This is a genomic window from Tsukamurella sputi (genome assembly GCF_007858445.1).
Taxonomy (GTDB): Bacteria; Actinomycetota; Actinomycetes; order Mycobacteriales; family Mycobacteriaceae; genus Tsukamurella; species Tsukamurella sputi.
Window position 1 is genome coordinate 230902 of sequence record NZ_VIGV01000002.1, and the last position, 24956, is coordinate 255857.

Below are 24956 nucleotides of genomic sequence, written 5' to 3' on the forward strand. Positions count from 1 at the left end.
CCTACTTCGTCAAAGTGGAATCACAGCGACGCCAAACATTCCGCGAATCCGTCTCCGCGACGAGTGTTTCCGGGCATGACCACCACCCTGGGCCATGCCCTCGACGATCCCGTCCGGACGTCCCTGTACGGCGCTCACGCCCGGTTCCGCCTCGGCGACGGGGCCGTCGTCCGCTACCGGCCGGACGTCGCGCGGTTCGTCGGGCATCCGCCGGCGCCGAGCGCTGCGGATTACGCCGCGCTGGCGCGCCTCGCCGTTCCGGACACCCCGATCTCCCTGCGGGGCGTGCCCGAGCCGCTGCCGCCCGGGTGGCGGATCGTCGACCGGGTCCCCCTGGTCCAGTACGACGGTGCCGCCCTCGCCACGGCGCCGGACGACGAGGCCGAGGTGCTCGGCCCCGGCGACGCCGACGAGATCCTGGACCTCATCGGGCGCACGCAGCCCGGCCCGTTCGAGCGGCGCACCGTCGAACTGGGGCTCTACCTCGGCCTGCGCGATGACCGCGGCAGGCTGATCGCCCTCGCCGGGGAGCGCCTGCGGCCGCCGGGGTGGACCGAGATCAGCGCGGTCTGCACGGACCCCGGGCATCGTGGCAGGGGCCTGGCCACCCGTCTCGTCCGCGCCGTCGGCCACCACATCCGGCAGCGGGGCGACGTCCCGTTCCTGCACACGTCCGCCGAGAACACCGGCGCCCGCGCGCTCTACGAGGGGCTCGGCTTCGAGCTCCGTACCGCGATCCCCCTGCTCCTCGTCCATCCGCCCGCCCCCGATCCCTCCGGAGCGTCATGACCCTCGCCCTCACCCGACCGCAACCGAGCACCACCGACGCCGAACTGGCCGAACTCGCCGCGCTGCCCGTACGACACCGCGTGCAATGGGGTCGCTGGCTCGCCGTCGCGGTCGCCGTCGTCCTGTTCGCGCAATTGGCCGTCTCCGCCGTGACCAACCCGCGCTTCGACTGGCCCACGTTCGGCGCCTACCTGTTCAGCCCGACGATTCTGGAGGCCCTCTGGTTCACGGTGCAGCTCACCGCGATCGGAGCCGTTCTCGGCTTCCTGCTCGGCGGTCTGCTGGCGCTGGCGCGGCTGTCGGGCAACCGCGTCCTCGCGGCGTTCAGCTTCGGCTTCATCTGGTTGTTCCGGTCGATCCCGCTCATCGTGCAGATCCTGTTCTGGGGCTACCTCGGCGCCCTGTACCCGACGATCGGACTCGGTATCCCGTTCGGGCCCACGTTCGTCGACGCGCCGACCAAGGACCTGCTCTCGCCGTACACCGCGGCCGTCATCGGCATCGTCCTGCACCAGGCCGCGTACGGCTCCGAGATCGTGCGTGCGGGGATCCTCGGCGTCGCCGACGGCCAGCACGACGCGGCCCGCGCCCTCGGCATCCCGCCCGCCGCGCACCTGCTGCGGATCACGCTCCCGCAGGCGCTGCGGACGATCGTCCCACCCGCCGCGAACGAGGTCATCGGCCTGCTCAAGGGCACGACGGCCGTCTTCATCCTGGCGCTGCCCGACCTGTTCTACCAGGTCCAGGTGATCTACGGCCGCAACGGCCGGATCATCCCCCTGCTGCTGGTGGCCGTCGCCTGGTACGCGCTACTGACCACGTTGCTGTCGATCGGCCAGCACCACCTCGAGAAGCGCCTCGCGCGCGGCTACGGGGCCTCGAAGAGCCGGACGAAGGAGAACCTCGCATGACCGTCATCGATCCCCGTCCGCGCCTGGAGGCCATCGGCCTGACCAAACGCTTCGGGCACGACGAGGTGCTGCGCGGGGTCGACCTGACCGTCGCGCCCGGCGAGGTGGTCTCGATCATCGGGCCGTCCGGCTCCGGGAAGTCGACGCTCCTCCGGCTGCTCAACCACCTGGAGGAACCCAGCTCGGGCGTCGTCCGCGTCGACGGCGAGCTGATCGGCGTGCGCCGGCGCGGCGATCACCTCGTCGCCCTGCGCGAACGCGAGTTGCGTCGCCAACGCGCGCGCATCGGCTTCGTCTTCCAGCAGTTCAACCTCTTCCCCCATCTGACGGCCGCGGAGAACGTCGCGCGCCCGCAGCGCCTGACGCTCGGACGGAACCGCTCCGATGCGGACGACCGCGCACGCGAGTTGTTGGACCGGGTCGGCCTCGGCGCGCACGCCGGGCACTACCCCGGACAGCTCTCCGGTGGCCAGCAGCAGCGCGTCGCGATCGCGCGGACCCTCGCGCTCGACCCGGACCTGATCCTGTTCGACGAGCCGACCTCGGCCCTCGATCCAGAGCTCGTCGGTGAGGTGAACGCCGTGATCGCGGAGCTCGCCGCCGAGGGCCGCACCCTCGTCGTGGTCACCCACGAGCTCGCCTTCGCGCGCCGCATCTCCGACCGGATCGTCTTCCTCGACCGCGGCCGCGTGGTCGCGGTCGGGTCCCCGTCGGCGGTGCTCGACCGCCCCGCCACCGACCGCACCCGCACCTTCCTCGCCCACTGGACCGCCAAGGAGACCGCATGACCACCCGATCGATCACCCGACGCCGACTCCCCGCGCTCGTCGCGGCACTCGCCCTCGCGGGCTCGGTGCTCGCGGGCTGCGGCGGAGCGACCACGGAATCGACCACCGCGAGTGTCACCGGTGCTGCCGGCCAGCACCTCAATCTCACCAGCAAGCAGGACCGCATCGTCCCGGCGAAGGACGAAGCCGCGGCCGCGCTGCTCCCCCAGGCGATCCGCGACCGCGGCACGATCCGCGTGGTGCACGGGTCGGCCGCAGGCAACGCTCCGTTCTACTTCCCGGCCACGGATGACGAGCGCGTCTTCATCGGCGACGAGTCGGACATCGCCCACCTCATCGCCGGCGCACTGGGGCTCAAGCTCGAGGAGTCCAACACCTCATGGGAGGGCATGTTCCTCGGCATCGACAGCGGTCAGTTCGACCTGGGCGTCTCGAACATCACCGTCACCGAGGCGCGCAAGCAGAAGTACGACTTCGCCACCTATCGCAAGGACGATCTCGCCGTCGAGGTCCAGGACTCGTCCACCTTCGTCTTCACGAGTGGTGACTCCTTCTCCGGGAAGACCGTCGCGGTGGGATCCGGCACCAACCAGGAGCGGATCCTGCAGCGCTACGACGCGGACCTGCGCGCCGCGGGAAAGCCGGGCATCTCGATCAAGAACTACCAGGACAACACCGGTGTCTACGCCGCGCTCGCGTCCGGCCAGATCGACGCCTACTTCGGCCCGAACCCGGTCTCGGCGTTCCACGTCGCGCAGACCAAGGGCACCCCGAGCGCGACCAAGATCGTCGGCCGGGTGTCGGGGGCCGGCTCCACGCTGCAGGGCCTGATCGGCGCGACCACCCGGAAGGACAGCGGCATCATCCGCGCCGTGCAGGCGGCACTGGCCTCGACGATCCGCAGCGGGGACTACGCGAAGGTGCTGCAGCGCTGGGGCCTGGAGGCCGAGGCCGTGCCCGCCTCGGAGATCAATCCGCCGGGATTGCCCATCACCGACAAGTGACTCGCGTCGTCGAGTGACACACGGCGAGGGCCGCGCACCGACTGGGTGCGCGGCCCCCGACCTCTGCCCGGACGGCCGGTCACCCCGATGTGGTCGCGCGGGCGACGAACTTGAACCTGTCGCCCCGGTAGACGCTCCGTGTCCATTCGAGCGCCACGCCGTCCGCGTCGCGCCCCAGGCGGTGCACCATGAGCAACGGGTGACCGGCCGTCACCCCGAGTAGTTCGGCCTCGTCCGGGGAGGCGAGCGCCGTCTCGACGGTGTCCTCGACGGCGGTGATCGCGCGTGCGTACTGTTCGCGCAGCACGTGGTACAGCGAGGCCTGCTCCTCCAGGCGCGCGGCGAGGCCGCGCAGCGGGCCGCGCAGATGCGCCTCCTCGATGGCCAGCGGCTCGTCGTCGACGATGCGCAGCCGCGTCACGCGGTACACCCGGGAACCACGGGGCAGTTCGAGGGCGGACTGCGTCTCCGCGTCCGCGGCCACGTGGTCGCACGACAACAGCCGTGACCGGACCGCCTTCCCGTCGACGCCGAAGTCCTCGCTGAGAGAGGTGAGCTGCCGGACCCGCACGACCTTCGGCGGCGCGACGTAGGTGCCGCTGCCGTGCTCGCGGCGCAGCACGCCCTCGGCGGACAGTTCCGCCAGCGCCTTGCGCAGCGTGGTGCGCGACACGCCCAACTGCTCCGCGAGCCGCCGTTCCGCGGGCAGGGTGTCGCCGTGTCCGAGGTCGCCGATGCGGCGCTGCAGTTCGAGCTTGGCCCGGAAGTACCGCGGCGGCTCGGTGTGCGACGAGCGAGGAAGCGTCATGTGTTCCACGTTACCCCTTGACGACGAAAGTGGTATATGCCACTCTTAGCCTACTTCAAGTGGTGTAGACCAATTGAAGCCGACCTCAAGGAGAGAACATGAGCGGTAGGCAGGGTGCGGCGTCGAGCGCGGTGCTCGTCGGGATCGCGGCGGCGAGCCTCGGCGTCATCTACGGGTACGACACGTCGAACATCGCCGCGGCGAAGGACTTCATCCGGGCCGATTTCGGCCTCGGCGACACGATGACGCAGGCGCTCGCCACGGTCGTCGTCGTCGGAGAGATCCTCGGCGCCATCGTCGGCGGGTGGTTCGCCAACAAGGTCGGTCGCCGGAAGGCGATGATCTCGGTCGCCCTGGGCTACAGCGCCTTCGCGCTGTTCGGCGCCCTGGCCCCCGCTGTCCCACTCCTGTTGGTCGCGCGGTTCCTGCTCGGGCTCACGGTCGGCGTCTCGGTCGTGGTCGTCCCGGTCTTCGTCGCCGAGTCCGCGCCGGCGAAACGCCGCGGCGCGATGCTCGTGGCGTACCAGTTCGCCACGATCGTGGGCATCATCCTCGGCTACATCCTGGGCTACCTGCTCGCCGGCCTGGGCACCACCTCGTGGAAGTGGATGCTCGGCCTCGCCGCGGTCCCCGCGATCATCGTGACCCTGTTGCTGGTCCGTCTGCCGGACACGGCCCGGTGGTACATGACCCGCGGACGCGAGGACGAGGCCCGCGCCGCGCTCATCTCCGTCGAACCGGATTCGACCGCGGCCGACATCGAGGCCGAGCTGGACGAGATGCGCGCCCAGCTCTCCGACGAGGCCGGCGGCAAGCTGAGCCAGCTCTTCCGCAAGCCCTACCTGCGTGCCACCTTCTTCGTGGTCGTGCTCGGCTTCTTCATCCAGATCACCGGCATCAACGCGATCATCTACTACAGCCCGGACATCTTCGCCTCGATGGGCTACGACGGGAACTTCGGCAAGTACATGCTGCCCGCGTTCGTCCAGCTCTTCGGCCTGCTCGCGGTGATCATCTCGATCTTCACCGTCGACAAGTTCGGCCGGCGCCCCATCCTGCTCGGCGGCATCGGCACCATGATCCTCGCCTTCGCCGTGATGATCCTCGCGTACCAGATGGCCGACGGGGACTTCAAGAACCACGAGACCGCGGGCGTCGTCGGCTTCGCGGGCCTGGTCCTCGTCGTGATCGGCTTCTCCTTCGGCTTCGGCTCGCTGGTCTGGGTCTACGCCGGTGAGGCCTTCCCCGCCCGGCTCCGCGCCTACGGATCGTCGGCGATGCTCACCTCCGACCTCGTCGCGAACGCGATCGTCGCCCAGCTCACCCTCACCATGCTCAACAGCCGGCTGCTCGGCGGCACGGGGACCTTCGCCGTCTTCGGCGCCCTGTCCGTGGTCGCCTTCCTCTTCGTGCTCAAGTTCGCGCCGGAGACCAAGGGCCGCAAGCTCGAGGACATCCAGTACTACTGGCAGAACAATGGCACCTGGCCCGCCGACACCGACAAGGCCGGGGCGAGCGCCCGATGAGTGCGGCGGTGATCGGCCTCGACATCGGGGGCTCGAAGACGCAGGCGGTCCGCGCCGAGAACGGCGTGGTCGTGGCCGAGGCCCTGGCGGGCAGCGCGAACATCGCGTCGGTGGGCCAGGCCGAGGCCGGTCGCCAGCTCGACATCGCGCTCGCGCGGCTCGGCGTCGAGGACGTCGGCGCGGTGTGTGCCGGCGCCGCCGGAGTGGAGACGCCCGCGGGGGCGGCCACGCTCACCCGGCTGCTCGCGGACCGGATCCCGGGTGCCCGTATCCGCGTGGTGCACGACAGCCAGCTCATCCTCGCCGCGGCGGGGGTGCGCGACGGCATCGCCGTCATTTCCGGCACCGGCGCCGTGGCCTGGGGCCGGGCCGGCGACAAGCACGCTCGCGCGGGCGGGTGGGGGTACCTGCTCGGCGACGAGGGCAGCGGATACTGGGTGGCCAAGGAGGCGGTGCGCCGCACCCTGATCCGCCTGGATCGCGAGGAGCCCGCCGACCACCTCGGTCAACAGCTCGCCGCGGACTGCGGTCTGCAGGACACCGACGAGCTGCTCGACCACTTCTACGCGCAGCAGGAGCGGCGCTACTGGGCCGGCCGCGCGCGGGTGGTCTTCGAACTGGCCCAGTCGGGCGATCCGGTGAGCACCGACATCGTGGATCAGGCGGCGATCGCGCTGACGGACATCGCGATCTCGGTGGCGGAGCGGATCGGCTCGGAGGGGCCGGTCGTCCTCGCGGGCGGCCTCGCCGTGCATCAGCCCGCACTGCAGCGGCGCGTACGCCACCACCTGGGGATGCGCGGCATCTCGGACCTGCGGGTCCTCACCGTCGACCCGGTGCGCGGCGCCGTCGAGATCGCCCTGCGCGAGCTCGAGCGCCGGAACGCGAGGGGTTAGCGCGCGGGACGAGGGCAGCTCGGGTGCGAGCCGGCCGTCACCAGGTCGGAGACCGCGGTGCGCGGGTCCCCGGCCGTGACGAGCCCCTCGCCCACGAGCACCCCGTCGGCTCCCTGGCCTGCGTAGGTCAGCAGGTCGTGGCTGTCCCGGACTCCCGACTCGGCGATCTTGATCACCGAGGAGGGCAGGCCGGGCGCGATCCGCGCGAAGGAGTCGCGGTCCACCTCGAGGGTCTTCAGGTTGCGCGCGTTCACGCCGATCACCGTGGCTCCGGCCTCGAGCGCGCGGTCCGCCTCGTCCTCCGTGTGGACCTCGACGAGCGCGGTCATCCCCAGGGATTCGATGCGGTCGAGCAGCGAGACGAGCACCGGCTGCTCCAGTGCCGCGACGATGAGCAGCACGATGTCGGCACCGTGCGCACGGGCCTCGTGGATCTGGTACGGCGTGACGATGAAGTCCTTGCGGAGCACGGGGATCCGCACGCGGTCGCGGACCGCGTCCAGATCCGCCAGCGAGCCCTTGAACCGGCGCTGCTCGGTGAGGACACTGATCGCGCGGGCTCCCCCGGCCTCGTACTCGGCGGCGAGTTCGGCGGGATCCGCGATACCGGCCAGATCGCCCTTCGACGGGCTGGCGCGCTTGACCTCGGCGATGACGGCGATGCCGGGCTCACGGAGGGCAGCGGTGGCGTCGATCGCGGGCGGCGCGGCCTTCGCCGCGGCCTTCACGGCGGCCAGGTCGAGGAGGGCCTCACGGGCCGCCAGGTCCGCGCGCACACCCTCGATGATCGAGTCGAGAGCAGTGGGTGAAGTCACGGCTGCGGGCCTTTCGTGGGGTCGTGCGGCGTGGTTAGACATTAGCTCTCCGGCCTCGGACGCTCCTGTCCGGCCCCCTGCTCCGACTGCGCGCGGGCGCCGTCCGCCGCCGTCGGGTCGTCTCCCCCGTCGAGCGCGTCCCACAGGTCGCGTTCCGACGCGGGCTCCGCGTCGGCGCCGTCGAAGACCCGCTTCTCGAGCTCCGCGCGCCGCGCCGCGGGCGAGACGTACTTCGAGCCCATACCGCCGCCCCGCAGGCCGCGCATCAGGAGGGCCGCCGCGGCCACCGCCAGCGCGGCACCGAGGATCGCCACCGACGGCCCCGCCGCGGCGGGATCGACCTGGGAGATGTAGTCCTTGTTGCCCATGACCATCGTGCCCGGATCCCCGTTCGACGGTGCGTCGCGCAGGATCTTCTCCAGGTAACCGACGTCCGGCTCCTGCGTCAACACCGACACAGCGGGGTAAGCCGCGCCGATCGCGGCGACGGCGACGACGATCGCGACGACGGCCCGCGCCCAGTTCTTCAGAGCCAGGCTCGCGGCGATCGCCGCGAGGAAGACCAGCCACAGGGCCGACAGGGCCGGCGCCCACGTGTGCCCCGCCACGTCCATCGACCGTTCGGGCGAGAGGCCGTCGGCGATCGTCACGCCCATCCACGACATGCGCCCCGAACCCCAGACCGCTCCGGCGGCGGCCGCGAGCAGGAGCGCGACGATGCCGAGGTTCCGCTTCGCTTTCATCGCTCCTCCCCCGCCACGCCGCGCAGCGTGTTGGCGGCCGCGACGGCCTTGAGCGCCGCCAGCGCCTTGTTGCGCGACTCGTTGTACTCGTACTCCCCCACGGAGTCGGCCACGACGCCGCCGCCCGCCTGGACGTACGCGGTTCCGCCTTTGAGGACCGCGGTGCGGATGGCGATCGCGGTATCGGCGTCCCCGGCGAAGTCGAGGTAGCCGACGATGCCTCCGTACAGGCCGCGGCGGGTGAGCTCCGCCTCGTCGATGAGTTCCATCGCGCGCACCTTGGGCGCACCGGTGAGGGTGCCCGCGGGGAAGCACGCGGCCACGGCGTCCAGCGCCTGCTTCCCGGGTGCGAGGTCGCCGGACACCGTCGACACCAGGTGCATCACGTGGCTGTACCGCTCGATGCGCCGGTAGTCGGTGACCCGGACGGTGCCCGGCGAGCAGACCCTGCCGAGGTCGTTGCGGCCGAGGTCGACGAGCATGAGGTGCTCGCTGTTCTCCTTCTCGTCGGCCTGCAGGTCCTTCTCGAGGAGCAGGTCCTCCTCCGCGGTCGCCCCGCGCCAGCGCGTGCCCGCGATCGGGTGCGTGGTGGCGACGCCGTCGGTCACCGTGACCAGCGCCTCGGGACTCGACCCGACGATGGAGAAGGCGAGCGAGCCGTCCGGGGCGGGGACCTGGACGAGGTACATGTACGGGCTGGGGTTCGAGGCTCGGAGCACCCGGTAGACGTCGATCGGGTCGGCGTCGCTCGGCACCGCGAAACGCTGCGACGGCACCACCTGGAAGGCCTCGCCCGCCTCGATGTCGCCGACCAGCTTCTCGACGATCGCGCTGTACTCCTCGACGGTGCGCTGCGCCGTCACCTCCGGCTCGGGCCGCGTGAACGAGGCCACCGAGGACGCGAGCGGCGCAGCGAGAGCGGCCTCCATGGCGTCGAGCCTGCGCACCGCGTCGGCGTAGGCCTCGTCGACCCGGTCGGCGGAGCCGTCCCAGTTGACGGCGTTCGCGATGAGGGTGATGGTGCCCTCGTGGTGGTCGATCGCGGCGAGATCGGTGGCCAGCAGCCACACCATCTCGGGCAGGTGCAGGTCGTCGACGGTGGTGTCCGGCAGTCGCTCGAGCCGACGGACGGCGTCGTACGCCAGGTAGCCCACCATGCCGCCGTTGAGCGGCGGCAGCCCCTCGATCCGCTCCGAGCTGAGCAGTCGGAGCACCTCACCGAGGGCCTCGAACGGATCGCCGCCCGACGGTGCGCCGGCGGGCGCCTTACCGATCCAGGTGGCCGCACCGTCGACGACCGTGAGCGCGGACGGCGCCGGGGCCCCGACGAAGGACCATCGACTCCAGGACTGCCCCGCGGCGGCGGATTCGAGCAGGAAGGTGCCGGGCCGGCCACCGGCGAGCTTGCGGTACGCGGAGAGCGGCGTCTCGGCGTCGGCGAGCACCGTGCGGATCACGGGCACCACACGGTGCCGCTCCGCGAGCGCGAGGAACTCGCCCAGGCTGGTCGTCGCACCGTCGGGCTGCAGGTTCGTCTGGTGTGCGGTAGTCATCGCGCTCCATTATCGCCCTGCCGGTAGGTTCACGGACATGCGCATCGGCCAGCAGGCCCCCGAGTTCGCACTCCCCGACCGCACCGGCACCGTCCGCACGCTCGCCGAGCTCCGCGGCGACGGCCGTGCGGCGGTCTTCTTCTACCTCACCGCGGGCCTTCCCGTGTGCGTCGCCGAGGTCGGCCGGTTCCGGGACGCGGGCGAGGAGTTCGACCGTCGCGGCACCGCCCGCATCGGGATCAGCATGGACCCACTGATCCGGACGCAGGCCTTCGCCGACGTCATGGAGCCCGGCTTCCCTCTGCTCACCGACGCCGACGGTGCCGTCGCCGCCGAGTACGACGTCAAGCGCGGGAAGTTCGCGGTGGCGCCGGTGCGGCGGCAGACCTTCCTCATCGACTCCGACGGGACCGTGCTGCACATCGTGGTAGGCGAGCTGCGCGCCGTCGCGCACGTGGAGGAGACGCTGGCCTTCCTGCGCACGCTCAGCGCGTAGCCCCGCGCCGGGTCACCGAGTGGCGACCAGCCCGCCCTCGGCCGCGGCGGCCTGCGCCTGGCGGTCCGGTGCCTCGATCGGCACCTGCGAGATGAAGTAGGTCTCCGGGACGGTGTCGACGACGGTGACCCGTAGCCGCTCCCCGCGGGTGGGTGCGTTCCGGAGCACCACATCCGCGGTCGCACGACCGGCGCGGATGCCCGATACGGTCGCATCGGTGACCTGCAGGCCCTCGAGGCGGGCGTTGTAGCCCTCGTACCCGCTCCCGGTCGCGAGCTTCTCGGCGAAGGCCTTCGCGAGCACCTTGACGTCAAGGCCGGACCGCCCGAAATCGCCGATGCTGACCTGGGAGACCCAGGAGCCGGACGGTCCGAACGGCGCACGGGCCTGGCTGACGCCGCCGGTCCCGGCCGGGGTGAACGACCACCCGGGGAGGGCGGAGGTCGGGAACGAGAGCGATGCGGCGCTGAGCCGTGCGGGTGCGGCGGAGGCGGGGGACGCCACGGCGACAGCGGCGAGGGACACAGCCGCCGAGGTGACGGCGAGGCGCCGGAGAAGGTGTGCGGTAGTCATGATCAACATGAATATCGCATTCTCCAGCGAAGATCTAGGTAACGCTCATCACGGTTCGGGCGACGCGCGCAGGATCAGCCCGCCGGACCGAGCAGGACGTCACCGTCGAAACACGTATGGGTGCCGGTGTGGCACGCGGGTCCCGTCTGACGGACGGTGAGCAGCACCGTGTCGCCGTCGCAGTCCAGCCGCACGTCGACGACCTCCTGAACGTGCCCCGAGGTCTCGCCCTTGACCCACAGTTGCTGCCGCGAGCGCGAGTAGTAGGTGCCCTTGCGGGTCTCCAGGGTCAGCGCGAGAGCCTCGTCGTTCATCCACGCCATCATGAGGACGTCGCCGGTGCCCTCCTCTTGAGCGATGGCGGCGACGAGACCGTCGGCGTTGCGCTTGAGCCTGTCCGCGACGGCCCGGTCCAGCGCGGTCACCGTCGGACCACCAGGCCGCGCCCGGCCATCTCGTCCTTGACCTGACCGATCGTCATGTCCCCGAAGTGGAAGACGCTCGCCGCGAGCACCGCGTCGGCCCCTGCCTCGACGGCGGGAGCGAAGTGCTCGACCGCCCCCGCACCGCCGGAGGCGATCACGGGGATACCCACGGCCGCGCGGGCGGCTCCGATCATGCGAAGGTCGAAGCCGGCCTTGGTGCCGTCGGCGTCCATGGAGTTGAGGAGGATCTCCCCCACGCCGAGTTCCTCTCCGCGCCGGGCCCATTCGATGGCGTCGAGGCCGGTGCCCCGACGTCCGCCGTGCGTGGTGACCTCCCAGCCCGACGGTGTCGGCTCGTCCCCGTCGGGGACGGTGCGGGCGTCCACGGAGAGCACGATGCACTGGCTGCCGAACCGGTTCGACAGCTCCTTGAGGAGTTCCGGCCGGGCGATCGCCGCGGTGTTCACGGAGACCTTGTCCGCACCGGCGCGGAGCAGCGTGTCCACGTCCTCGACCGAGCGCACGCCACCGCCGACGGTGAGCGGGATGAAGACCTGCTCGGCGGTGCGGCGCACCACGTCGAGCATGGTGCCGCGGCCCGAGCTCGACGCCGTGACGTCGAGGAAGGTCAACTCGTCGGCGCCCTGCGCGTCGTACGCGGCGGCGAGTTCGACGGGGTCACCCGCATCGCGCAGGTTCTGGAAGTTGACGCCCTTGACGACGCGGCCGTCGTCGACGTCCAGGCACGGGATCACGCGCACGGCCACCGTCATCGGTACCGCCTCCTTCGAAAGTGGTTCAGTAGCTCAGGGTTCCGGAATGTCCCGGGTCGCCGCGGAAGTCCGACGGGGCGCCCACGGACCGGACGATGGACAGCAACTCGTCGTGCACACCGGGTGCGCCCGCGAGTACCGAGTCGGAGCCGACGTGCCAGTCCTCACCCGCGAGGTCGGTGACGCGGCCGCCCGCCGCGAGGACGAGTGCGGCGCCCGCGGCGTTGTCCCAGGGGTGGTGGCCGAAGACGACGGCGCCGCCCAGTGCGCCCGACGCGGTGTAGGCGAGGTCGACACCGGTGGAGCCGAACTGGCGGACCCTGGCGACGCGTCGCGAGATCTCTCCGAGGATCGCGTAGCGGTAGTCGCCGGGGAAGTGGCCGTTGCTGCCGCGGCTGAAGCTCCCGACCGCGATCATCGCGTCGTCGAGCCCGGCCGGGCCCAGCGCGGGTAGGACCTCTCCGTGGTTGCGGACGGGGCCGGCGATGTGCCCGGCGAAGGCGTCGCCGACCAGCGGGAACCAGGCGAGACCGGCGACCGGGCGGCCGTCGTGCAACAGGCCGAGGAGGATTCCCGTGGCCGGGTAGCCCGCTGAGTAGTTGAACGTGCCGTCGATGGGGTCGAGGACCCAGACCGTTCCCTCGTCGACAGCGGGGCCGCCGTACTCCTCACCGTGCACCGGGACGCCTGTCGCGTCGGCCACGGCCGCGGTGATCCGCCGTTCCAGTTCGAGATCCAGATCCGTGGCGAAGTCGGCCGGCCCCTTCGCGACGGACGCGGGAGCGCCGACACCCTCGACGAAGCGGGGGGCGGCGGCGTCCAGAGCCGCACCGGCGAGCGCCAGTAGACGATCCGGGTCGGCTGTGAACCCCGCAGGGAGGGCGGTCATCGCCCCGACACCGCAGCGAGTGCCTCGGGAAGGGTGAACCGCCCGGCGTACAGCGCTTTGCCGATGATCGCGGAGTCGACGCCCTGGTCCACCAGGGTGGCGATGGCCGTCAGGTCCTCGAGCGCCGAGATGCCGCCGGACGCGACGACAGGTGCGCGAGTGGCGGCCGCGACGGCCGACAGCAGCTCGAGGTTCGGGCCCGTCAGCGTGCCGTCCTTGGAGACGTCGGTGACCACGTATCGGCTGCAACCGTCGTTGTCGAGACGCTCGAGTACCTCCCAGAGGTCACCGCCGTCGGTGACCCAGCCGCGGCCGCGCAGCCGCCACTGACCGTCGATCTGCTTGACGTCCAGGCCGACGGCGATCTTGTCGCCGTGCCGGGCGATGGCGCTGGCGCACCACTGCGGGTTCTCGATGGCGGCGGTACCGAGGTTCACGCGGGCGCAGCCGGTGGCGAGTGCGGCGGCGAGCGAATCGTCGTCGCGGATACCGCCGGACAGCTCGACCTTGACGTCCAGCTCGCCGATGACGTCGGCGAGGAGTTCGCGGTTGCTGCCCTTGCCGAAGGCCGCGTCGAGGTCGACGAGGTGGACCCATTCCGCCCCGTCGTTCTGCCAGGCGAGGGCGGCGTCGCGCGGCGACCCGTAGGCCGTCTCACTGCCGGCCTCCCCCTGTACCAGGCGGACGGCCTGACCGTCGGCGACATCGACTGCGGGAAGAAGTACCAGACTCACGCGACCAGCCTAGTGCGTCGTGTCATCCGGCTTTCCGGGCTCCCGGTCCTCGGGTGCGGCCACGGCCCGCCCGACGATGCGGTTGGACACGTAGCCCATCGCCCCGACCGCGCCGACGAGGCCGAGTCCGACGATGAGCAGGCTCACCGCGGGACTCGGGCGGAGCACGGTCAGCAGGAGCACTGCGACGCCCAGCACTGCGACCGCCGCGCCCAGCGAGAACAGCGCGAGCCTGCCGAGCGAGAGTCCGCGTCCGCCGCTCACAGCGAGTCCACCCAGTTCCTCAGCAGCACCGCGCCGGCGTCACCGCTCTTCTCCGGGTGGAACTGCGTGGCCCACAGCGGGCCGTTCTCGACGGCGGCGACGAAGCGGCCGCCGTGATCGGCCCAGGTGACCTTCGGCGCGCGGATGTGGTCGGCGATGTCGAGCTCCCACTTCTGCACCGCGTACGAGTGCACGAAGTAGAACCGCGTGTCGGCGTCGGTACCGGCGAACAGCTTCGAGCCCTCCGCGGCCTCGACGGTGTTCCAGCCCATGTGCGGCACCACGTCCGCCTGCAGCCGTTCGACGGTGCCGGGCCACTCCCCGCAGCCCTCGGTCTCGACACCGAACTCGATGCCCCTGTCGAACAGGATCTGCATGCCCACGCAGATGCCCATCACGGGGCGTCCGCCGGCGAGTCGCTCCCCGATGATCCGGTCGCCCTGCACCTCTTTCAGCCCAGCCATGCACGCCTCGTAGGCGCCCACGCCGGGGACGAGCAGGCCGTCGGCGGCGAGCGCGGTCTTCGCGTCCGCGGTCACGGTGACCTCGGCGCCCGCTCGTTCCATCGCGCGGTGCGCGGACCGGATGTTGCCGGAACCGTAGTCGAGGATCGCCACCTTCTTCATGCCGTCCAGCGTAATCGGCCCCGATCAGCCGGCGCATCGCAGTATTGCGCTGGGTAATCCGCAGGCGCACCCCAAGCGCATCGCAAGTGCCTTGTGTCACCATCGCACACATGAATCGGCGATTCGCTGGGAGATGTATACGGACCTGGGTACCTCTTGCAGCAGTCGCAATGACAGCCGCCTGCTCGACCGCGGTTTCCGGCATTCCGTCGGCATCAACCACAAACCCGGCGATCGCCCCGGGCTCGTACAACACCGCACCGCGTTCGGTGATTCCGCCCGACGACGAACAGCGGCTTGTCCTCGCCGCAAATTATTTAGGCGAGCGCATTATTTCGGCCACCGACGTAGATCAGGTCCTGACTCGGTCGGCCGGATATCTCGGCCCGATGATGTCGGCAGAGAATGCGGCACCGATTTCGAACAGCGCTCCGATCCTCCGCCGAAACGGGTATCGCTACAGCTTCAGGTCGGTCCGCCAGACCGCTGATTACAAGGAGATGATGTCAACGCACCTCCTCCAGACAGATACGCCCGATCATGCGCGGACGCTCGCGGACGAAATGCGGACCGCCACCGGCGGCGGCGCAGTCGGCTACTCACCTAACCGCCGGGTACCGATCGCCGACGCAACTATCCCCGGAGCGGGGAGCCGATCGCTGGTCGCGATCACATCCGTCGGTTCAGCCGTCGCGTACCTCACGGTCTTCGCGCGCACGAACAGTCGCGCCCAGGACCTCGTCGGCCGTGCCGTCGACCTGCAAGCCGATCGACTAGGCGACTACCACGCACCCGACGGCGACCTGGCGACGATGCTGACCGCTGACCGTGATCGGATTGTCTCGTACACGGTGCGAAGCGAGGCTCCGAGCGAGGACGGATTCTTTGTCAGGTACGGATACCGAAGCGCACACGTCCAGGCTCTCGACGAGTCCGACACTGTCGCTGCGAAAAGTACGTTCGATAGGCTCGGCGTCGATCTCGTCGGTATGGGGCTCAACACCGTCTACCGAGCACGCAGCACAGCCGATGCAATTTCTCTCAGAGACTTCCTAGCCGACCAAGTGAGGCTGAAGGGGGTACTCCTTCGCACTGGGTTTTCGGTCGATCACGTCACCGGTTCTATGTGCCATGTGTACCGACTTGGGGACTACGCCTCCGCGCCGCCCAGAACGAACTGCTTCGTCGCCCGCGGACGCTACGTCTCCGCGGCAGAAGCCCCACAGACCGATCAGGCGCAACAGATTACGGCGGCGGCGTACTTGATTCTCGGCGAGGCACGCTAACCGCGCCGATATCCCGCCGTAGGTCACGACTTCTCCCCGCGGCGCCGTCCCGGAAGTCTAGCCTCATTGAACGGCTCAACTGATCGATCAGATCTCGCGAGCGCCGATCAACGCGTCGGAGATGATCCCGGTAGCACGTCTCAGAGCGGGGATCGCGCGGTCGACGAAGTCGTCACCGAGCCGGGAGACGGGGCCGGAGATGCCGACGGCCATCGGGGTGGGAGCACCGGGCACCGCCATGGCGTAACAGCGCACGCCGGCCTCCTGCTCCTCGTCGTCGATCGAGTAGCCGCGCGCACGGACCTTCTCGACTTCCGCGAAGACACCGGAGAGGGTGCTCACGCTGTTGGGCGTCGGCGCGGGGATCCCGGCCTGCCCGACGAGCTTGACGATGCGGGCGTCGTCGAGCTCGGCGAGAACCGCCTTGCCGACGCCGCTGTTGTGCAGGTTGACGCGACGACCGGCCTCGTTGTTCGTCCGCATGCTGTGCTGTGACGGCACCTGGCCCGTGTAGATCACCATGTCGCCGTCGAGCACGGCGAGGCTCGCCGTCTCCTCCAGCTCGTCCACGAGCGATTGCAGCACGGGGACCGCGACAGCGCCCAGCTGTCGGTTCGCCACCTCGCCGAGCCGGATCAGGCGCGGCCCGAGCGCGTACCGGCGATTGGGCAGCTGCCGGACGTAGCCGATGCCGACCAGCGTGCGCAGCAGGCGATGGATCGTGGGCGGCGGCAGGGGCGTCCCCGCCGACAGTTCGCTGAGCGAGCACTCCCCGCCCGCGCGTCCCATGAGTTCGAGCAGTTCGAAAGCGCGCTCCACGGACTGCACACCCGAAGTGGATTTCCCCGCCATGTTCGCCTCCCTCGCCATCGGTCCGTTCGGTGTTCCATCGAAACGGTACGCCAGCGATTCCATCTTGCGTTCCGTATTGCGGTATCCGAGTGGATCCGCGGATACCGATTCGCTGCCACCGACCGTTCCCAACGACATTTCCGGACCACCATGCGGAACGAGTTGAGGCGACTCGCTGGGCTCCGAACGATGCGGTTGTCGCGGCATCGACCCGGTAAGTCTTGTCGCACGGCAGAAGTCGCGGAACAGTGCCGGACGGGCTGCTTGACACACCCCGGGCCGCGTGTTTCACTCGACGTGACCGGAATCACATTTCCGGAGGGCGGAACGCACTCTGCGAAGCCCCTCGCGATCGCCACCTCGGATCGTCATCGATCAGCCCCACCATCTCCCCCGCTCCACCGGAGCGCCTCAACCGCGACGGGCCCGTGCCCGGAGATTCGGACCGAGAGGACCACCATGACCAGTCAGCAAGAACAGAACGAGACGGACGAACGCGCCGATAGTCCAGCGGCACAGCCGTTCCTGGACCGGTTCTTCGAGATCACTCGCCGCGGGTCGACGATCCCCCGCGAGATCCGGGGCGGCCTCGTCACCTTCGTCGCGATGGCGTACATCGTCGTCCTCAACCCCCTGATTCTGAGCAGTTCCTCCGACGCCGCCCATGGAACGCTCGGATTCGTCCAGGTGACCGCGGTGACGGGCCTGACCGCGGGCGTCATCACAATCCTGTTCGGCCTGGTCGCGAGACTCCCCTTCGCACTCGCCGCAGGCCTCGGGATGAACTCCTTCCTCGCCGTGGCCGTCGTCAAGGAGGTGACCTGGCCGGAGGCGATGGGCCTGGTGATCATCAACGGCGTGATCATCGTGATCCTGGGGGCCACCGGCATTCGGACGGCGATCTTCCGGGCGGTGCCGGCGGAGCTGAAGACCGCGATCACAGTGGGCATCGGCCTGTTCATCGCCTTCATCGGGTTCGTGAACTCGGGGTTCGTCACCCGCACCCCCGCGGGCCCGCCCGTCCAGCTCGGCCACAACGGCTCGATCGACGCACTCCCCACGGCGGTCTTCATCTTCGCCCTGCTGCTCATCGCGGTGCTGGTCGCGCGGCGCGTTCCCGGGGCCATTCTCATCGGCATGGTCGTCGCGACCATCGCTGCGATCGGCATCCAGCACTTCGCGAAGCTCGGCACCGTCGGCGATCCGAACCACCCCGACCCCAAGGGGTGGAACCTCAGCGCTCCAGAGGTACCGAGTCACATCGTCGCGCTCCCCGACTTCAGACTGATCGGCCAGTTCGACCTGTTCGGCGCGTTCGAGCGCGTCGGGGCCCTGGCAGCGACGATGCTCGTGTTCACGCTGGTCTTCACCAACTTCTTCGACGCGATGGGGTCGATGACCGGCCTTGCGCGCCAGGCCGGTGTCGGCCAGCCCGACGGAACGTTCCCGCGCATCCGTTCCGCCTTCGTCATCGAGGGCATGGGCGCAGTCGCGGGCGGCGCCACGTCCGGTTCGTCCAACACCGTCTTCGTCGACTCCGCCTCCGGCATCGCGGAGGGCGCTCGGACCGGACTCGCGGCCTGCGTCACCGGGGTGCTGTTCCTGGGCTCGATGTTCTTCGCACCGCTGATCGGCGTCATCCCGATGGAGGTGGGCGCGGCAGCCCTGGTGGTGGTCGGATCGATGATGGTGGCACAGATCCGGGAGATCGACTTCACGCACTTCTCCGTCGCGCTGCCCGCCTTCCTCACCATCGTGACCATGCCGCTGACCTACTCGATCGCCAACGGCATCGGCGTGGGCTTCATCACGTGGGCGCTCCTCAGCGTCCTCAGCGGTCGCGGACAGAAGGCGCACTGGCTACTGTGGGCGGTCTCGGTCGGCTTCATCCTGTACTTCGTCCGAGGACCGATCACCGCCTTCATCAGCGGCTGACCTGCAACGACGCAGCCCCAGCCGGAAACAGCCTCCGCGAGCACTCCGTGATGCGGAAAGAACATTCCGAAAACCCCTTCCCGATGTGACCCCCGTCACCTACTATGAAATGCACTGGATCGTGTTCGCATGGAAAACCAGCGGTCCAGCTCAGCCTCGCAAACCATGCCTGTCGGAACCGCGTGCCGCGGTTCAGTAGGGATGCAGCGGTGACCGAAACGCTGACCGGATGTCATGTGACCGTGAACGGTCGACCCCGACCCTTCACCGGCCCGCCCCACACGAGCGCCCTCGATTGGTTGCGCGCGCAGGGCCTCACCGGCGCCAAAGAAGGATGCGCAGAGGGCGAATGCGGCGCCTGCTCGATCCTCGTCGCCCGCCCGGGCGACCCCGACTCCCCGCAGGATCGCACCCGCTGGACGGCGATCAACGCCTGCCTGACTCCGGCAGCCGCCCTCGCCGACCAGGAGGTCGTGACGTCCGAGGGCCTGGGCACGCCCGACGAACTGCATCCCGTGCAGACCGCCATGGCCCTGCGTGGCGGCTCGCAGTGCGGCTACTGCACGCCCGGCTTCATCTGCAGCATGGCGGCCGAGTTCTACCGCCCGGATCGCACACCATCCGCCGCGCCCGCCGACGGCGCACCGGGCTGCGCCGCCGACGACGAGCACGGCCCCAACGGCTTCGACCTGCACTCCCTGTCCGGAAACCTCTGCCGCTGCACGGGCTACCGTCCGATCCGCGACGCCGCCTACGGCCTGCCCGCGGCGCCCGCACCGGACGATCCCCTCGCCGCACGGCGCGATTCGCCCGCCCCGAACGCCACTCCGACCGTGATCACCGGAGCGGACGGCCGATTCGTCCGGCCGTCCGGCCTCGGCGAGGTGCTCGACCTCCTCGCCGGCGACGAATCCCCCGTCCTCGTGGCCGGATCCACGGACTTCGGCGTCGACGTCAACCTCAAGGGTCGCCGAGAGGGACTCGTCGTGGCCATCGACCGCCTGCCCGAACTGCGCGGACTGCGCTGGGAGGAGGACGAACTCGAGATCGGCGCGGCACTCACGCTGTCCGAGATCGAACGCCGGCTCGGCGGTCGCGTCCCCCTGCTCGCCCAGGTCTTCCCACAGTTCGCCTCCCGCCTGATCCGCAACGCCGCGACACTGGGCGGCAACCTGGGGACCGGCTCGCCGATCGGCGACACCCCGCCCGCCCTCCTCGCGCTCGACGCCCGCCTCGTCCTCGCCTCGCGAGACGGGGAGCGCACCGTCCCGCTCGCCGACTACTTCACCGGCTACCGCGCCACGGTCCGCCGTTCCGACGAACTCATCAAGGCCATCCGTATCCCGTTGCCGCTGAGTCCGCTCACCGCTTTCCACAAGATCGCCAAGCGGCGCTTCGACGACATCTCCAGCGTGGCCGTCGCCTTCGCCCTCACCGTGGACGAGGGCACGATCACCCGGGCCGCGATCGGTCTCGGCGGCGTGGCGGCGACCCCGTTGCGGGCCGCCGCGACCGAGCAGGCGCTCGTCGGGCGCCCGTGGTCCCTGGACACGGTGCGCGCCGCCGCCGAGGTGCTCCGCGCCGAGGGGACGCCCATGGACGACCACCGCGCCTCCGGGCGCTACCGGGTGGCCATGCTGGGCCGCTCGCTCGAGAAGCTGTTCGCCGACGACCGGGCCCGAGAGGAGCTGTCATGAGTCACCTGTCCGAACGCCCCGCGAATCCCGTCGTCGGGCAGGAGATCCCGCACGAGAGTGCGGCACTGCACGTCACCGGCACGGCGCTCTACACCGACGATCTCGTGGGGCGTACGCAAGGCGCGCTGCACGCTCATCCCGTCCAGGCCCAGTGCGCCCACGCACGGATCCTCTCGGTCGACACCGAACCCGCACTGCGGGTTCCGGGTGTGGTCCGCGTGCTGACGGCCGCCGACGTACCCGGGGTGAACGACGCCGGGGTCAAGCACGACGAGCCACTGTTCCCCGAGGACGAGGTGATGTTCTACGGGCACGCCGTGTGCTGGGTGCTGGGCGAGACACTCGAGGCCGCCAGGCTCGGTGCCGCCGCGGTGCGGCTCGAGCTCGAACCGCTCCCCTCACTGATCGCCGTCGGCGACGCCATCGCCGCTGAGAGCTTCCACGGCGCCCGCCCGACTGTCCGCCGCGGAGATCTCGACGCCGGCTTCGCCGATGCGGTACACGTCTACTCCGGCGAGTTCGAGTTCGCCGGGCAGGAGCATTTCTACCTGGAGACCCACGCCTCGCTGGCGCAGGTGGATGAGAGCGGGCAGATCTTCGTCCAGTCCAGCACGCAGCACCCGTCGGAGACGCAGGACATCGTGGCGCACGTACTGGGCCTGCCCAGCAATGCCGTCACCGTGCAGTGCCTGCGCATGGGCGGCGCCTTCGGCGGCAAGGAGATGCAACCCCACGGCTTCGCCGCCATCGCCGCCCTGGGCGCGACGCTGACCGGGCGCCCCGTGCGCCTGCGCCTCGACCGCACCCAGGACATGACCATGTCCGGCAAGCGGCACGGCTTCCACGCCACCTGGCGCGTCGGCTTCGACGGTGACGGGCTCATCACCGCCCTCGAATCCACTCTGACCGCCGACGGCGGGTGGAGCCTGGATCTGTCCGAGCCGGTCCTCGCGCGGGCGTTGTGCCACATCGACAACGCGTACTGGATCCCGAACATCGCGGTCCACGGCCGGATCGCGAAGTGCCACAAGACCTCGCAGACCGCCTTCCGCGGCTTCGGCGGGCCGCAGGGCATGCTCGTGATCGAGGACATCCTCGGCACGTGCGCCCCGCGGCTCGGGCTGTCCGCTCGGGAACTGCGGCGCCGCAACTTCTACGGCGACGGCCAGAGCACGCCCTACGGGCAGCCCGTGCGTCACGCCGACCGGGTGCGCACCGCGTGGGAGCAGGTCGTCGAATCCGGAGAGGTCGAGACCCGCGAGGCGGAGATCGCCGCCTTCAACGCAGCCCACCCGCACGTCAAGCGCGCCCTCGCGCTGACGCCGGTCAAGTTCGGGATCTCCTTCAACCTCACCGCGTTCAACCAGGCCGGTGCGCTCGTCCTGGTGTACAAGGACGGCTCGGTCCTGATCAACCACGGCGGCACCGAGATGGGGCAGGGCCTGCACACGAAGATGCTGCAGGTGGCCGCCACGACACTGGGCGTGCCACTCTCCCGTGTACGGCTCGCACCGACTCGGACGGACAAGGTGCCCAACACCTCCGCCACGGCGGCAAGCTCGGGCGCCGATCTCAACGGCGGCGCGGTGAAGAACGCGTGCGAGCAGATCCGCGGCCGTCTCGCGGCGGTGGCGGCGTCCCTGATCGGCACCAATCCGGCCGACGTGCGCTTCACCGACGGCACGATCAGCGGCCTCGGTGCCTCCGCGCAGAAGCTGACCTGGGAGGAGGTCGTGCACGCGGCGTACTTCCAGCGGGTGCAGCTCTCCGCCTCGGGCTACTACCGCACCGAGGGCCTGCACTGGGACGCGAAGGCCATGCAGGGCGAACCCTTCAAGTACTTCGCCTACGGCGTAGCGGCCAGTGAGGTCGAAGTCGACGGATTCACCGGCGCATACCGGCTGCGGCGCGTCGACATCGTGCACGACGTGGGCGACTCGCTCTCGCCGATGATCGACATCGGGCAGATCGAGGGCGGCTTCGTCCAGGGCGCCGGATGGCTCACGCTCGAGGATCTCCGCTGGGATGAGAGCGATCGCCCGACCCGCGGCAGGCTGCTCACGCAGTCCGCGAGCACGTACAAGCTGCCGAGCTTCTCGGAGATGCCTCCGGACTTCCGGGTCTCGTTGCTGGACAAGGCGCACGAGGACGGCGCGGTGTACGGCTCGAAGGCCGTCGGCGAGCCCCCGCTCATGCTCGCCTTCTCGGTCCGCGAGGCGCTGCGTCAGGCGGCGGCGGCCTTCGGCCCGCCCGGGACATCGGTCGAGCTCGCCTCGCCGGCGACGCCGGAGGCCGTGTACTGGGCGGTCGAGGCCGCGCGGTCGGCGACACCGGCGAATTCCGGGGCGGCGACACGGGAGCCGAACGGGCACCGTCGGACCGCGGTACCTGCGGCCGAGACCGCCTCAGCAGCACCCGCTCCGGCATCGTTCGGCTGAGACCATGACCTGGCTGGGCGACGCCGCCCGCCTTCGCGCACAGCGCGTTCCCGCGGTCCTGATCACGCAGATCGGGGTCCGTGGACATGCGCCGCGCGAGGCGGGCGCCAAGATGATCGCCACCGCCGACGCCGTTCTCGGCACGATCGGCGGCGGCAACCTGGAACTGACGGCGGTCGATCGGGCCCGCGAACTCCTCGCGGACTCGGTCACCGTGCCGGAGACGCTCACCCTGCGACTGAACGACAAGGCCCGGAATCGGCACGGGCGGCAATGCTGTGGAGGCGAGGTGGTCCTGTTGTTCGAACCGCTGCCGGTGGTGCCGGCGGTCGCGATCTTCGGGGTCGGCCACGTCGGCCTCGAGCTCGCGCGCATCCTGTCCCGCCACGACGTCGAACTCCACCTCACGGACTCGCGGCCCGAGCAGATCGAGGCGGCTCGCGCCCTCGAGCCCGGAGAGGCCACCGTCCACCTGCGGCACTCGATGCTTCCCGAGGAGGTGCTCGAAGACCTTCCGCAGGACTGCCACGTCCTGATCATGACCCACGATCACGCCGAGGACTTCAACCTCTGCGATCAAGCCCTGCGCACGCCCGGCCTCGGCAGCGTCGGACTGATCGGCTCCTCCGCGAAGTGGACCCGCTTCCGCGCGATGCTGGCCGAAGCCGGCCACGACGCCGCGCGCATCGAGACCATCCAATCCCCCATCGGGCTCAGCACCCTGGGCGGCAAACACCCCGCGACGATCGCCGTCAGCGTGGCCGCCGACCTGCTCGCCCGCTTCCCCTCATCCGTGCAAGGAGAATCCTCATGACCATCTACCGCGCTCGCGTCCTGGACACCCCCGACGACCCGTTCACGGGGGGTGAGCTGCGCGCTCACGACGACGCCGGCATCGCGGTCGAGGCGGGGACGATCGTCGACCGCGGCGACTTCCGGGCCGTCGCCGATCGACGTCCGGACGCCGACGTGGTGGACCTGCGCGACGGTGTGCTCCTCCCCGGCATGATCGATACGCACGTCCATTACCCGCAGGTCCGCGCCATCGGCGGCCTCGGTATGCCACTGCTCGACTGGCTCGACCAGTGCGCGCTGCCCGAGGAGTGCAGGCTCGCGGACGCCGAGTACGCACGCAGCGTCGCCCACGAGTTCCTCACCGGACTCACCGCCGCGGGCACCACCACCGCGCTCGTCTTCGGGTCGCATTTCGCGGACGCCGTCGACGCACTGTTCACGGAGGCCGACCGTGTCGGCGTGCGGGTGACCGCCGGGCTGGTGACGAGCGACCGCAACCTCCCCGCTCCTCTGCTCAGCACGCCGGAGCGGTCCTACGACGAGGGGCGCAAGCTCGCGGAGCGCTGGCACGGGCACCGTCGTCTGCGATACGCGGTGACGCCGCGGTTCTCCTACTCGACGTCCCCCGCGATGCTCGAGAGCGGGGCGTCGCTCGCCGAGGACGTCCCGGGGCTGTGGTTCACCTCGCACATCAACGAGAACCCCGCGGAGATCGCGGCGGTCATCGACCAGTTCCCCGGATCCACGAACTACCTCGACACCTATCACCGCCACGGGCTCATCCACGAGCGCTCGGTCCTGGCGCACAACGCGCATCCGACGGATGCCGAGCTGTCCCTCATGGCGTCGGCCGGCGCTGCGGTCGCGCACTGCCCCACGTCGAACTCCGCCCTGGCCAGCGGCTCGTTCCCGTTGCGGCGCCATCTCGAGCACGGCGTCGCCGTCGCACTGGGTACCGATGTGGGTGCGGGCAGCGGCTTCTCCCTCTTCAAGGAGGGGCTGCAGGCCTACTTCATGCAGCAGTTGCTCCAGGGCGACGGGGTTCCCCTCACCGCCGCGCATCTCCTGCATCTCGCGACCCGAGCCGGGGCGAAGGCGCTCGGCATGGACGACGTGGGCGACCTGTCCCTCGGGCGCCAGTTCGACGCGATCCTGGTGCGGCCCACGGCGGGCCACCCGCTGGATGTGGGGCTGCGCCACGCGGACAGCACGGACAACGCCCTCGCGAAGATCTTCTCCCTCGCCACCCCGGCCGACGTCGCGCGGGTCTGGATCGGCGGCGACGAGATCGCCTCCTAGGCACCACTGTCGGATCTCGGCGCGAAATCCTTGTGCGGAGC

The 24956-nt window shown here is 70.3% G+C and carries 25 protein-coding genes; 13 read left to right on the top strand and 12 right to left on the bottom strand.

The genetic code is table 11. From position 1 onward, the window contains the following. Nucleotides 1-75: 75 nt before the first annotated feature. From FK268_RS06325 to FK268_RS06340, 4 genes are read left to right on the top strand one after another with little or no spacing between them, the layout of a single operon-like run. A complete protein-coding gene (locus tag FK268_RS06325; protein WP_146432333.1) occupies nt 76-789 on the top strand; it encodes a GNAT family N-acetyltransferase in 714 nt (237 codons plus the stop codon). Continuing rightward, the gene (locus FK268_RS06330; protein ID WP_146432335.1) at nt 786-1700 is read left to right on the top strand and encodes an amino acid ABC transporter permease; all 915 of its coding nucleotides are present in this window, start codon (nt 786-788) and stop codon (nt 1698-1700) included. The genes FK268_RS06325 and FK268_RS06330 overlap by 4 nt, the downstream gene beginning before the upstream one ends. Further along, nucleotides 1697-2488, top strand: a complete 792-nt coding sequence (locus tag FK268_RS06335) for an amino acid ABC transporter ATP-binding protein (protein WP_146432337.1) — start codon at nt 1697-1699, stop codon at nt 2486-2488. Before FK268_RS06330 ends, FK268_RS06335 begins: the two co-directional genes overlap by 4 nt. Beyond that, complete coding sequence (locus FK268_RS06340) at nt 2485-3492, top strand: transporter substrate-binding domain-containing protein (RefSeq protein WP_146432339.1); 1008 nt, start codon at nt 2485-2487, stop codon at nt 3490-3492. Before FK268_RS06335 ends, FK268_RS06340 begins: the two co-directional genes overlap by 4 nt. 79 nt (nt 3493-3571) lie before the next feature. Here the strand turns inward: FK268_RS06340 and FK268_RS06345 are convergent, their stop codons facing one another. Then, nucleotides 3572-4300: a GntR family transcriptional regulator gene (locus tag FK268_RS06345; protein WP_146432341.1), complete on the bottom strand. Its 729-nt coding sequence runs from the start codon at nt 4298-4300 to the stop codon at nt 3572-3574. 98 nt (nt 4301-4398) lie between these two features. On the opposite strand from FK268_RS06345, the gene FK268_RS06350 reads away from it, so the two are divergent. Further along, the gene (locus FK268_RS06350; RefSeq protein WP_146432343.1) at nt 4399-5826 is read left to right on the top strand and encodes a sugar porter family MFS transporter; all 1428 of its coding nucleotides are present in this window, start codon (nt 4399-4401) and stop codon (nt 5824-5826) included. Next, nucleotides 5823-6722, top strand: a complete 900-nt coding sequence (locus FK268_RS06355) for an N-acetylglucosamine kinase (protein WP_146432344.1) — start codon at nt 5823-5825, stop codon at nt 6720-6722. Before FK268_RS06350 ends, FK268_RS06355 begins: the two co-directional genes overlap by 4 nt. Here the strand turns inward: FK268_RS06355 and trpC are convergent. From trpC to FK268_RS06370, 3 genes are read right to left on the bottom strand one after another with little or no spacing between them, the layout of a single operon-like run. After that, nucleotides 6719-7537: an indole-3-glycerol phosphate synthase TrpC gene (trpC, locus tag FK268_RS06360; RefSeq protein WP_231706958.1), complete on the bottom strand. Its 819-nt coding sequence runs from the start codon at nt 7535-7537 to the stop codon at nt 6719-6721. The genes FK268_RS06355 and trpC overlap by 4 nt on opposite strands. Before the next feature lie 41 nt (nt 7538-7578). Then, a complete protein-coding gene (locus FK268_RS06365) occupies nt 7579-8280 on the bottom strand; it encodes a TIGR02234 family membrane protein (RefSeq protein ID WP_146432348.1) in 702 nt (233 codons plus the stop codon). After that, a complete protein-coding gene (locus FK268_RS06370) occupies nt 8277-9833 on the bottom strand; it encodes an anthranilate synthase component I (protein ID WP_146432350.1) in 1557 nt (518 codons plus the stop codon). Before FK268_RS06370 ends, FK268_RS06365 begins: the two co-directional genes overlap by 4 nt. A 37-nt stretch (nt 9834-9870) precedes the next feature. Here FK268_RS06370 and FK268_RS06375 point away from each other — a divergent pair, with 37 nt between their 5' ends. Beyond that, nucleotides 9871-10329: a peroxiredoxin gene (locus FK268_RS06375; RefSeq protein WP_146432352.1), complete on the top strand. Its 459-nt coding sequence runs from the start codon at nt 9871-9873 to the stop codon at nt 10327-10329. A gap of 12 nt (nt 10330-10341) precedes the next feature. On the opposite strand, the gene FK268_RS06380 is transcribed toward FK268_RS06375, so the two are convergent. The 7 genes from FK268_RS06380 to hisH all read right to left on the bottom strand — a co-directional run bounded on the left by FK268_RS06380 (nt 10342) and on the right by hisH (nt 14613). Next, a complete protein-coding gene (locus tag FK268_RS06380) occupies nt 10342-10902 on the bottom strand; it encodes a hypothetical protein (RefSeq protein WP_146432355.1) in 561 nt (186 codons plus the stop codon). A 74-nt stretch (nt 10903-10976) separates the two neighbouring features. Beyond that, complete coding sequence (hisI, locus tag FK268_RS06385) at nt 10977-11327, bottom strand: phosphoribosyl-AMP cyclohydrolase (RefSeq protein ID WP_146432358.1); 351 nt, start codon at nt 11325-11327, stop codon at nt 10977-10979. Beyond that, entirely contained in the window at nt 11324-12100 is a 777-nt protein-coding gene (hisF, locus tag FK268_RS06390) for an imidazole glycerol phosphate synthase subunit HisF (RefSeq protein WP_146432359.1), read from the bottom strand. Before hisF ends, hisI begins: the two co-directional genes overlap by 4 nt. A 25-nt stretch (nt 12101-12125) precedes the next feature. Then, on the bottom strand, nt 12126-12989 hold the full coding sequence (locus tag FK268_RS06395) for an inositol monophosphatase family protein (RefSeq protein ID WP_146432361.1): 864 nt from the start codon (nt 12987-12989) through the stop codon (nt 12126-12128). Then, on the bottom strand, nt 12986-13723 hold the full coding sequence (gene priA / locus FK268_RS06400; RefSeq protein ID WP_146432363.1) for a bifunctional 1-(5-phosphoribosyl)-5-((5-phosphoribosylamino)methylideneamino)imidazole-4-carboxamide isomerase/phosphoribosylanthranilate isomerase PriA: 738 nt from the start codon (nt 13721-13723) through the stop codon (nt 12986-12988). The genes FK268_RS06395 and priA overlap by 4 nt, the downstream gene beginning before the upstream one ends. 9 nt (nt 13724-13732) lie before the next feature. Beyond that, nucleotides 13733-13987 carry a hypothetical protein gene (locus FK268_RS06405; protein ID WP_146432365.1) on the bottom strand — a complete coding sequence of 85 codons (255 nt, stop codon included), beginning with the start codon at nt 13985-13987 and terminating at the stop codon, nt 13733-13735. Then, on the bottom strand, nt 13984-14613 hold the full coding sequence (gene hisH, locus FK268_RS06410; RefSeq protein ID WP_146432366.1) for an imidazole glycerol phosphate synthase subunit HisH: 630 nt from the start codon (nt 14611-14613) through the stop codon (nt 13984-13986). The genes FK268_RS06405 and hisH overlap by 4 nt, the downstream gene beginning before the upstream one ends. A 170-nt stretch (nt 14614-14783) precedes the next feature. On the opposite strand from hisH, the gene FK268_RS06415 reads away from it, so the two are divergent. Continuing rightward, a complete protein-coding gene (locus FK268_RS06415) occupies nt 14784-15899 on the top strand; it encodes a DUF7373 family lipoprotein (RefSeq protein WP_146432368.1) in 1116 nt (371 codons plus the stop codon). An 87-nt stretch (nt 15900-15986) separates the two neighbouring features. On the opposite strand, the gene FK268_RS06420 is transcribed toward FK268_RS06415, so the two are convergent. Further along, a complete protein-coding gene (locus FK268_RS06420) occupies nt 15987-16751 on the bottom strand; it encodes an IclR family transcriptional regulator (protein ID WP_146432371.1) in 765 nt (254 codons plus the stop codon). 459 nt (nt 16752-17210) lie between these two features. On the opposite strand from FK268_RS06420, the gene FK268_RS06425 reads away from it, so the two are divergent. The 5 genes from FK268_RS06425 (at nt 17211) to guaD (ending at nt 24915) form a co-directional block, all read left to right on the top strand. After that, a complete protein-coding gene (locus tag FK268_RS06425) occupies nt 17211-18686 on the top strand; it encodes an NCS2 family permease (RefSeq protein ID WP_146432374.1) in 1476 nt (491 codons plus the stop codon). A 242-nt stretch (nt 18687-18928) separates the two neighbouring features. Continuing rightward, nucleotides 18929-20383 carry a xanthine dehydrogenase small subunit gene (locus FK268_RS06430; RefSeq protein ID WP_231706959.1) on the top strand — a complete coding sequence of 485 codons (1455 nt, stop codon included), beginning with the start codon at nt 18929-18931 and terminating at the stop codon, nt 20381-20383. Continuing rightward, nucleotides 20380-22821 (top strand): xanthine dehydrogenase molybdopterin binding subunit, encoded by a 2442-nt coding sequence (gene xdhB, locus FK268_RS06435; RefSeq protein WP_146432387.1) that lies wholly within the window; start codon nt 20380-20382, stop codon nt 22819-22821. The genes FK268_RS06430 and xdhB overlap by 4 nt, the downstream gene beginning before the upstream one ends. A 4-nt stretch (nt 22822-22825) precedes the next feature. Continuing rightward, the gene (gene xdhC, locus FK268_RS06440; RefSeq protein WP_146432389.1) at nt 22826-23635 is read left to right on the top strand and encodes a xanthine dehydrogenase accessory protein XdhC; all 810 of its coding nucleotides are present in this window, start codon (nt 22826-22828) and stop codon (nt 23633-23635) included. Then, nucleotides 23632-24915, top strand: a complete 1284-nt coding sequence (gene guaD / locus FK268_RS06445; RefSeq protein WP_146432391.1) for a guanine deaminase — start codon at nt 23632-23634, stop codon at nt 24913-24915. Before xdhC ends, guaD begins: the two co-directional genes overlap by 4 nt. Nucleotides 24916-24956 lie beyond the last annotated feature (41 nt).

What these genes read in the sequence shown, in the direction of transcription:
- FK268_RS06325 (WP_146432333.1), top strand. Translation starts at nt 76, where the DNA reads ATGACCACCACCCTGGGCCATGCCCTCGACGATCCCGTCCGGACGTCC.
- FK268_RS06330 (WP_146432335.1), top strand. Translation starts at nt 786, where the DNA reads ATGACCCTCGCCCTCACCCGACCGCAACCGAGCACCACCGACGCCGAA.
- FK268_RS06335 (WP_146432337.1), top strand. Translation starts at nt 1,697, where the DNA reads ATGACCGTCATCGATCCCCGTCCGCGCCTGGAGGCCATCGGCCTGACC.
- FK268_RS06340 (WP_146432339.1), top strand. Translation starts at nt 2,485, where the DNA reads ATGACCACCCGATCGATCACCCGACGCCGACTCCCCGCGCTCGTCGCG.
- FK268_RS06345 (WP_146432341.1), bottom strand. Translation starts at nt 4,300, where the DNA reads ATGACGCTTCCTCGCTCGTCGCACACCGAGCCGCCGCGGTACTTCCGG.
- FK268_RS06350 (WP_146432343.1), top strand. Translation starts at nt 4,399, where the DNA reads ATGAGCGGTAGGCAGGGTGCGGCGTCGAGCGCGGTGCTCGTCGGGATC.
- FK268_RS06355 (WP_146432344.1), top strand. Translation starts at nt 5,823, where the DNA reads ATGAGTGCGGCGGTGATCGGCCTCGACATCGGGGGCTCGAAGACGCAG.
- FK268_RS06365 (WP_146432348.1), bottom strand. Translation starts at nt 8,280, where the DNA reads ATGAAAGCGAAGCGGAACCTCGGCATCGTCGCGCTCCTGCTCGCGGCC.
- FK268_RS06370 (WP_146432350.1), bottom strand. Translation starts at nt 9,833, where the DNA reads ATGACTACCGCACACCAGACGAACCTGCAGCCCGACGGTGCGACGACC.
- FK268_RS06375 (WP_146432352.1), top strand. Translation starts at nt 9,871, where the DNA reads ATGCGCATCGGCCAGCAGGCCCCCGAGTTCGCACTCCCCGACCGCACC.
- FK268_RS06380 (WP_146432355.1), bottom strand. Translation starts at nt 10,902, where the DNA reads ATGACTACCGCACACCTTCTCCGGCGCCTCGCCGTCACCTCGGCGGCT.
- hisF (WP_146432359.1), bottom strand. Translation starts at nt 12,100, where the DNA reads ATGACGGTGGCCGTGCGCGTGATCCCGTGCCTGGACGTCGACGACGGC.
- FK268_RS06395 (WP_146432361.1), bottom strand. Translation starts at nt 12,989, where the DNA reads ATGACCGCCCTCCCTGCGGGGTTCACAGCCGACCCGGATCGTCTACTG.
- hisH (WP_146432366.1), bottom strand. Translation starts at nt 14,613, where the DNA reads ATGAAGAAGGTGGCGATCCTCGACTACGGTTCCGGCAACATCCGGTCC.
- FK268_RS06415 (WP_146432368.1), top strand. Translation starts at nt 14,784, where the DNA reads ATGACAGCCGCCTGCTCGACCGCGGTTTCCGGCATTCCGTCGGCATCA.
- FK268_RS06420 (WP_146432371.1), bottom strand. Translation starts at nt 16,751, where the DNA reads ATGGCGGGGAAATCCACTTCGGGTGTGCAGTCCGTGGAGCGCGCTTTC.
- FK268_RS06425 (WP_146432374.1), top strand. Translation starts at nt 17,211, where the DNA reads ATGACCAGTCAGCAAGAACAGAACGAGACGGACGAACGCGCCGATAGT.
- xdhB (WP_146432387.1), top strand. Translation starts at nt 20,380, where the DNA reads ATGAGTCACCTGTCCGAACGCCCCGCGAATCCCGTCGTCGGGCAGGAG.
- xdhC (WP_146432389.1), top strand. Translation starts at nt 22,826, where the DNA reads ATGACCTGGCTGGGCGACGCCGCCCGCCTTCGCGCACAGCGCGTTCCC.
- guaD (WP_146432391.1), top strand. Translation starts at nt 23,632, where the DNA reads ATGACCATCTACCGCGCTCGCGTCCTGGACACCCCCGACGACCCGTTC.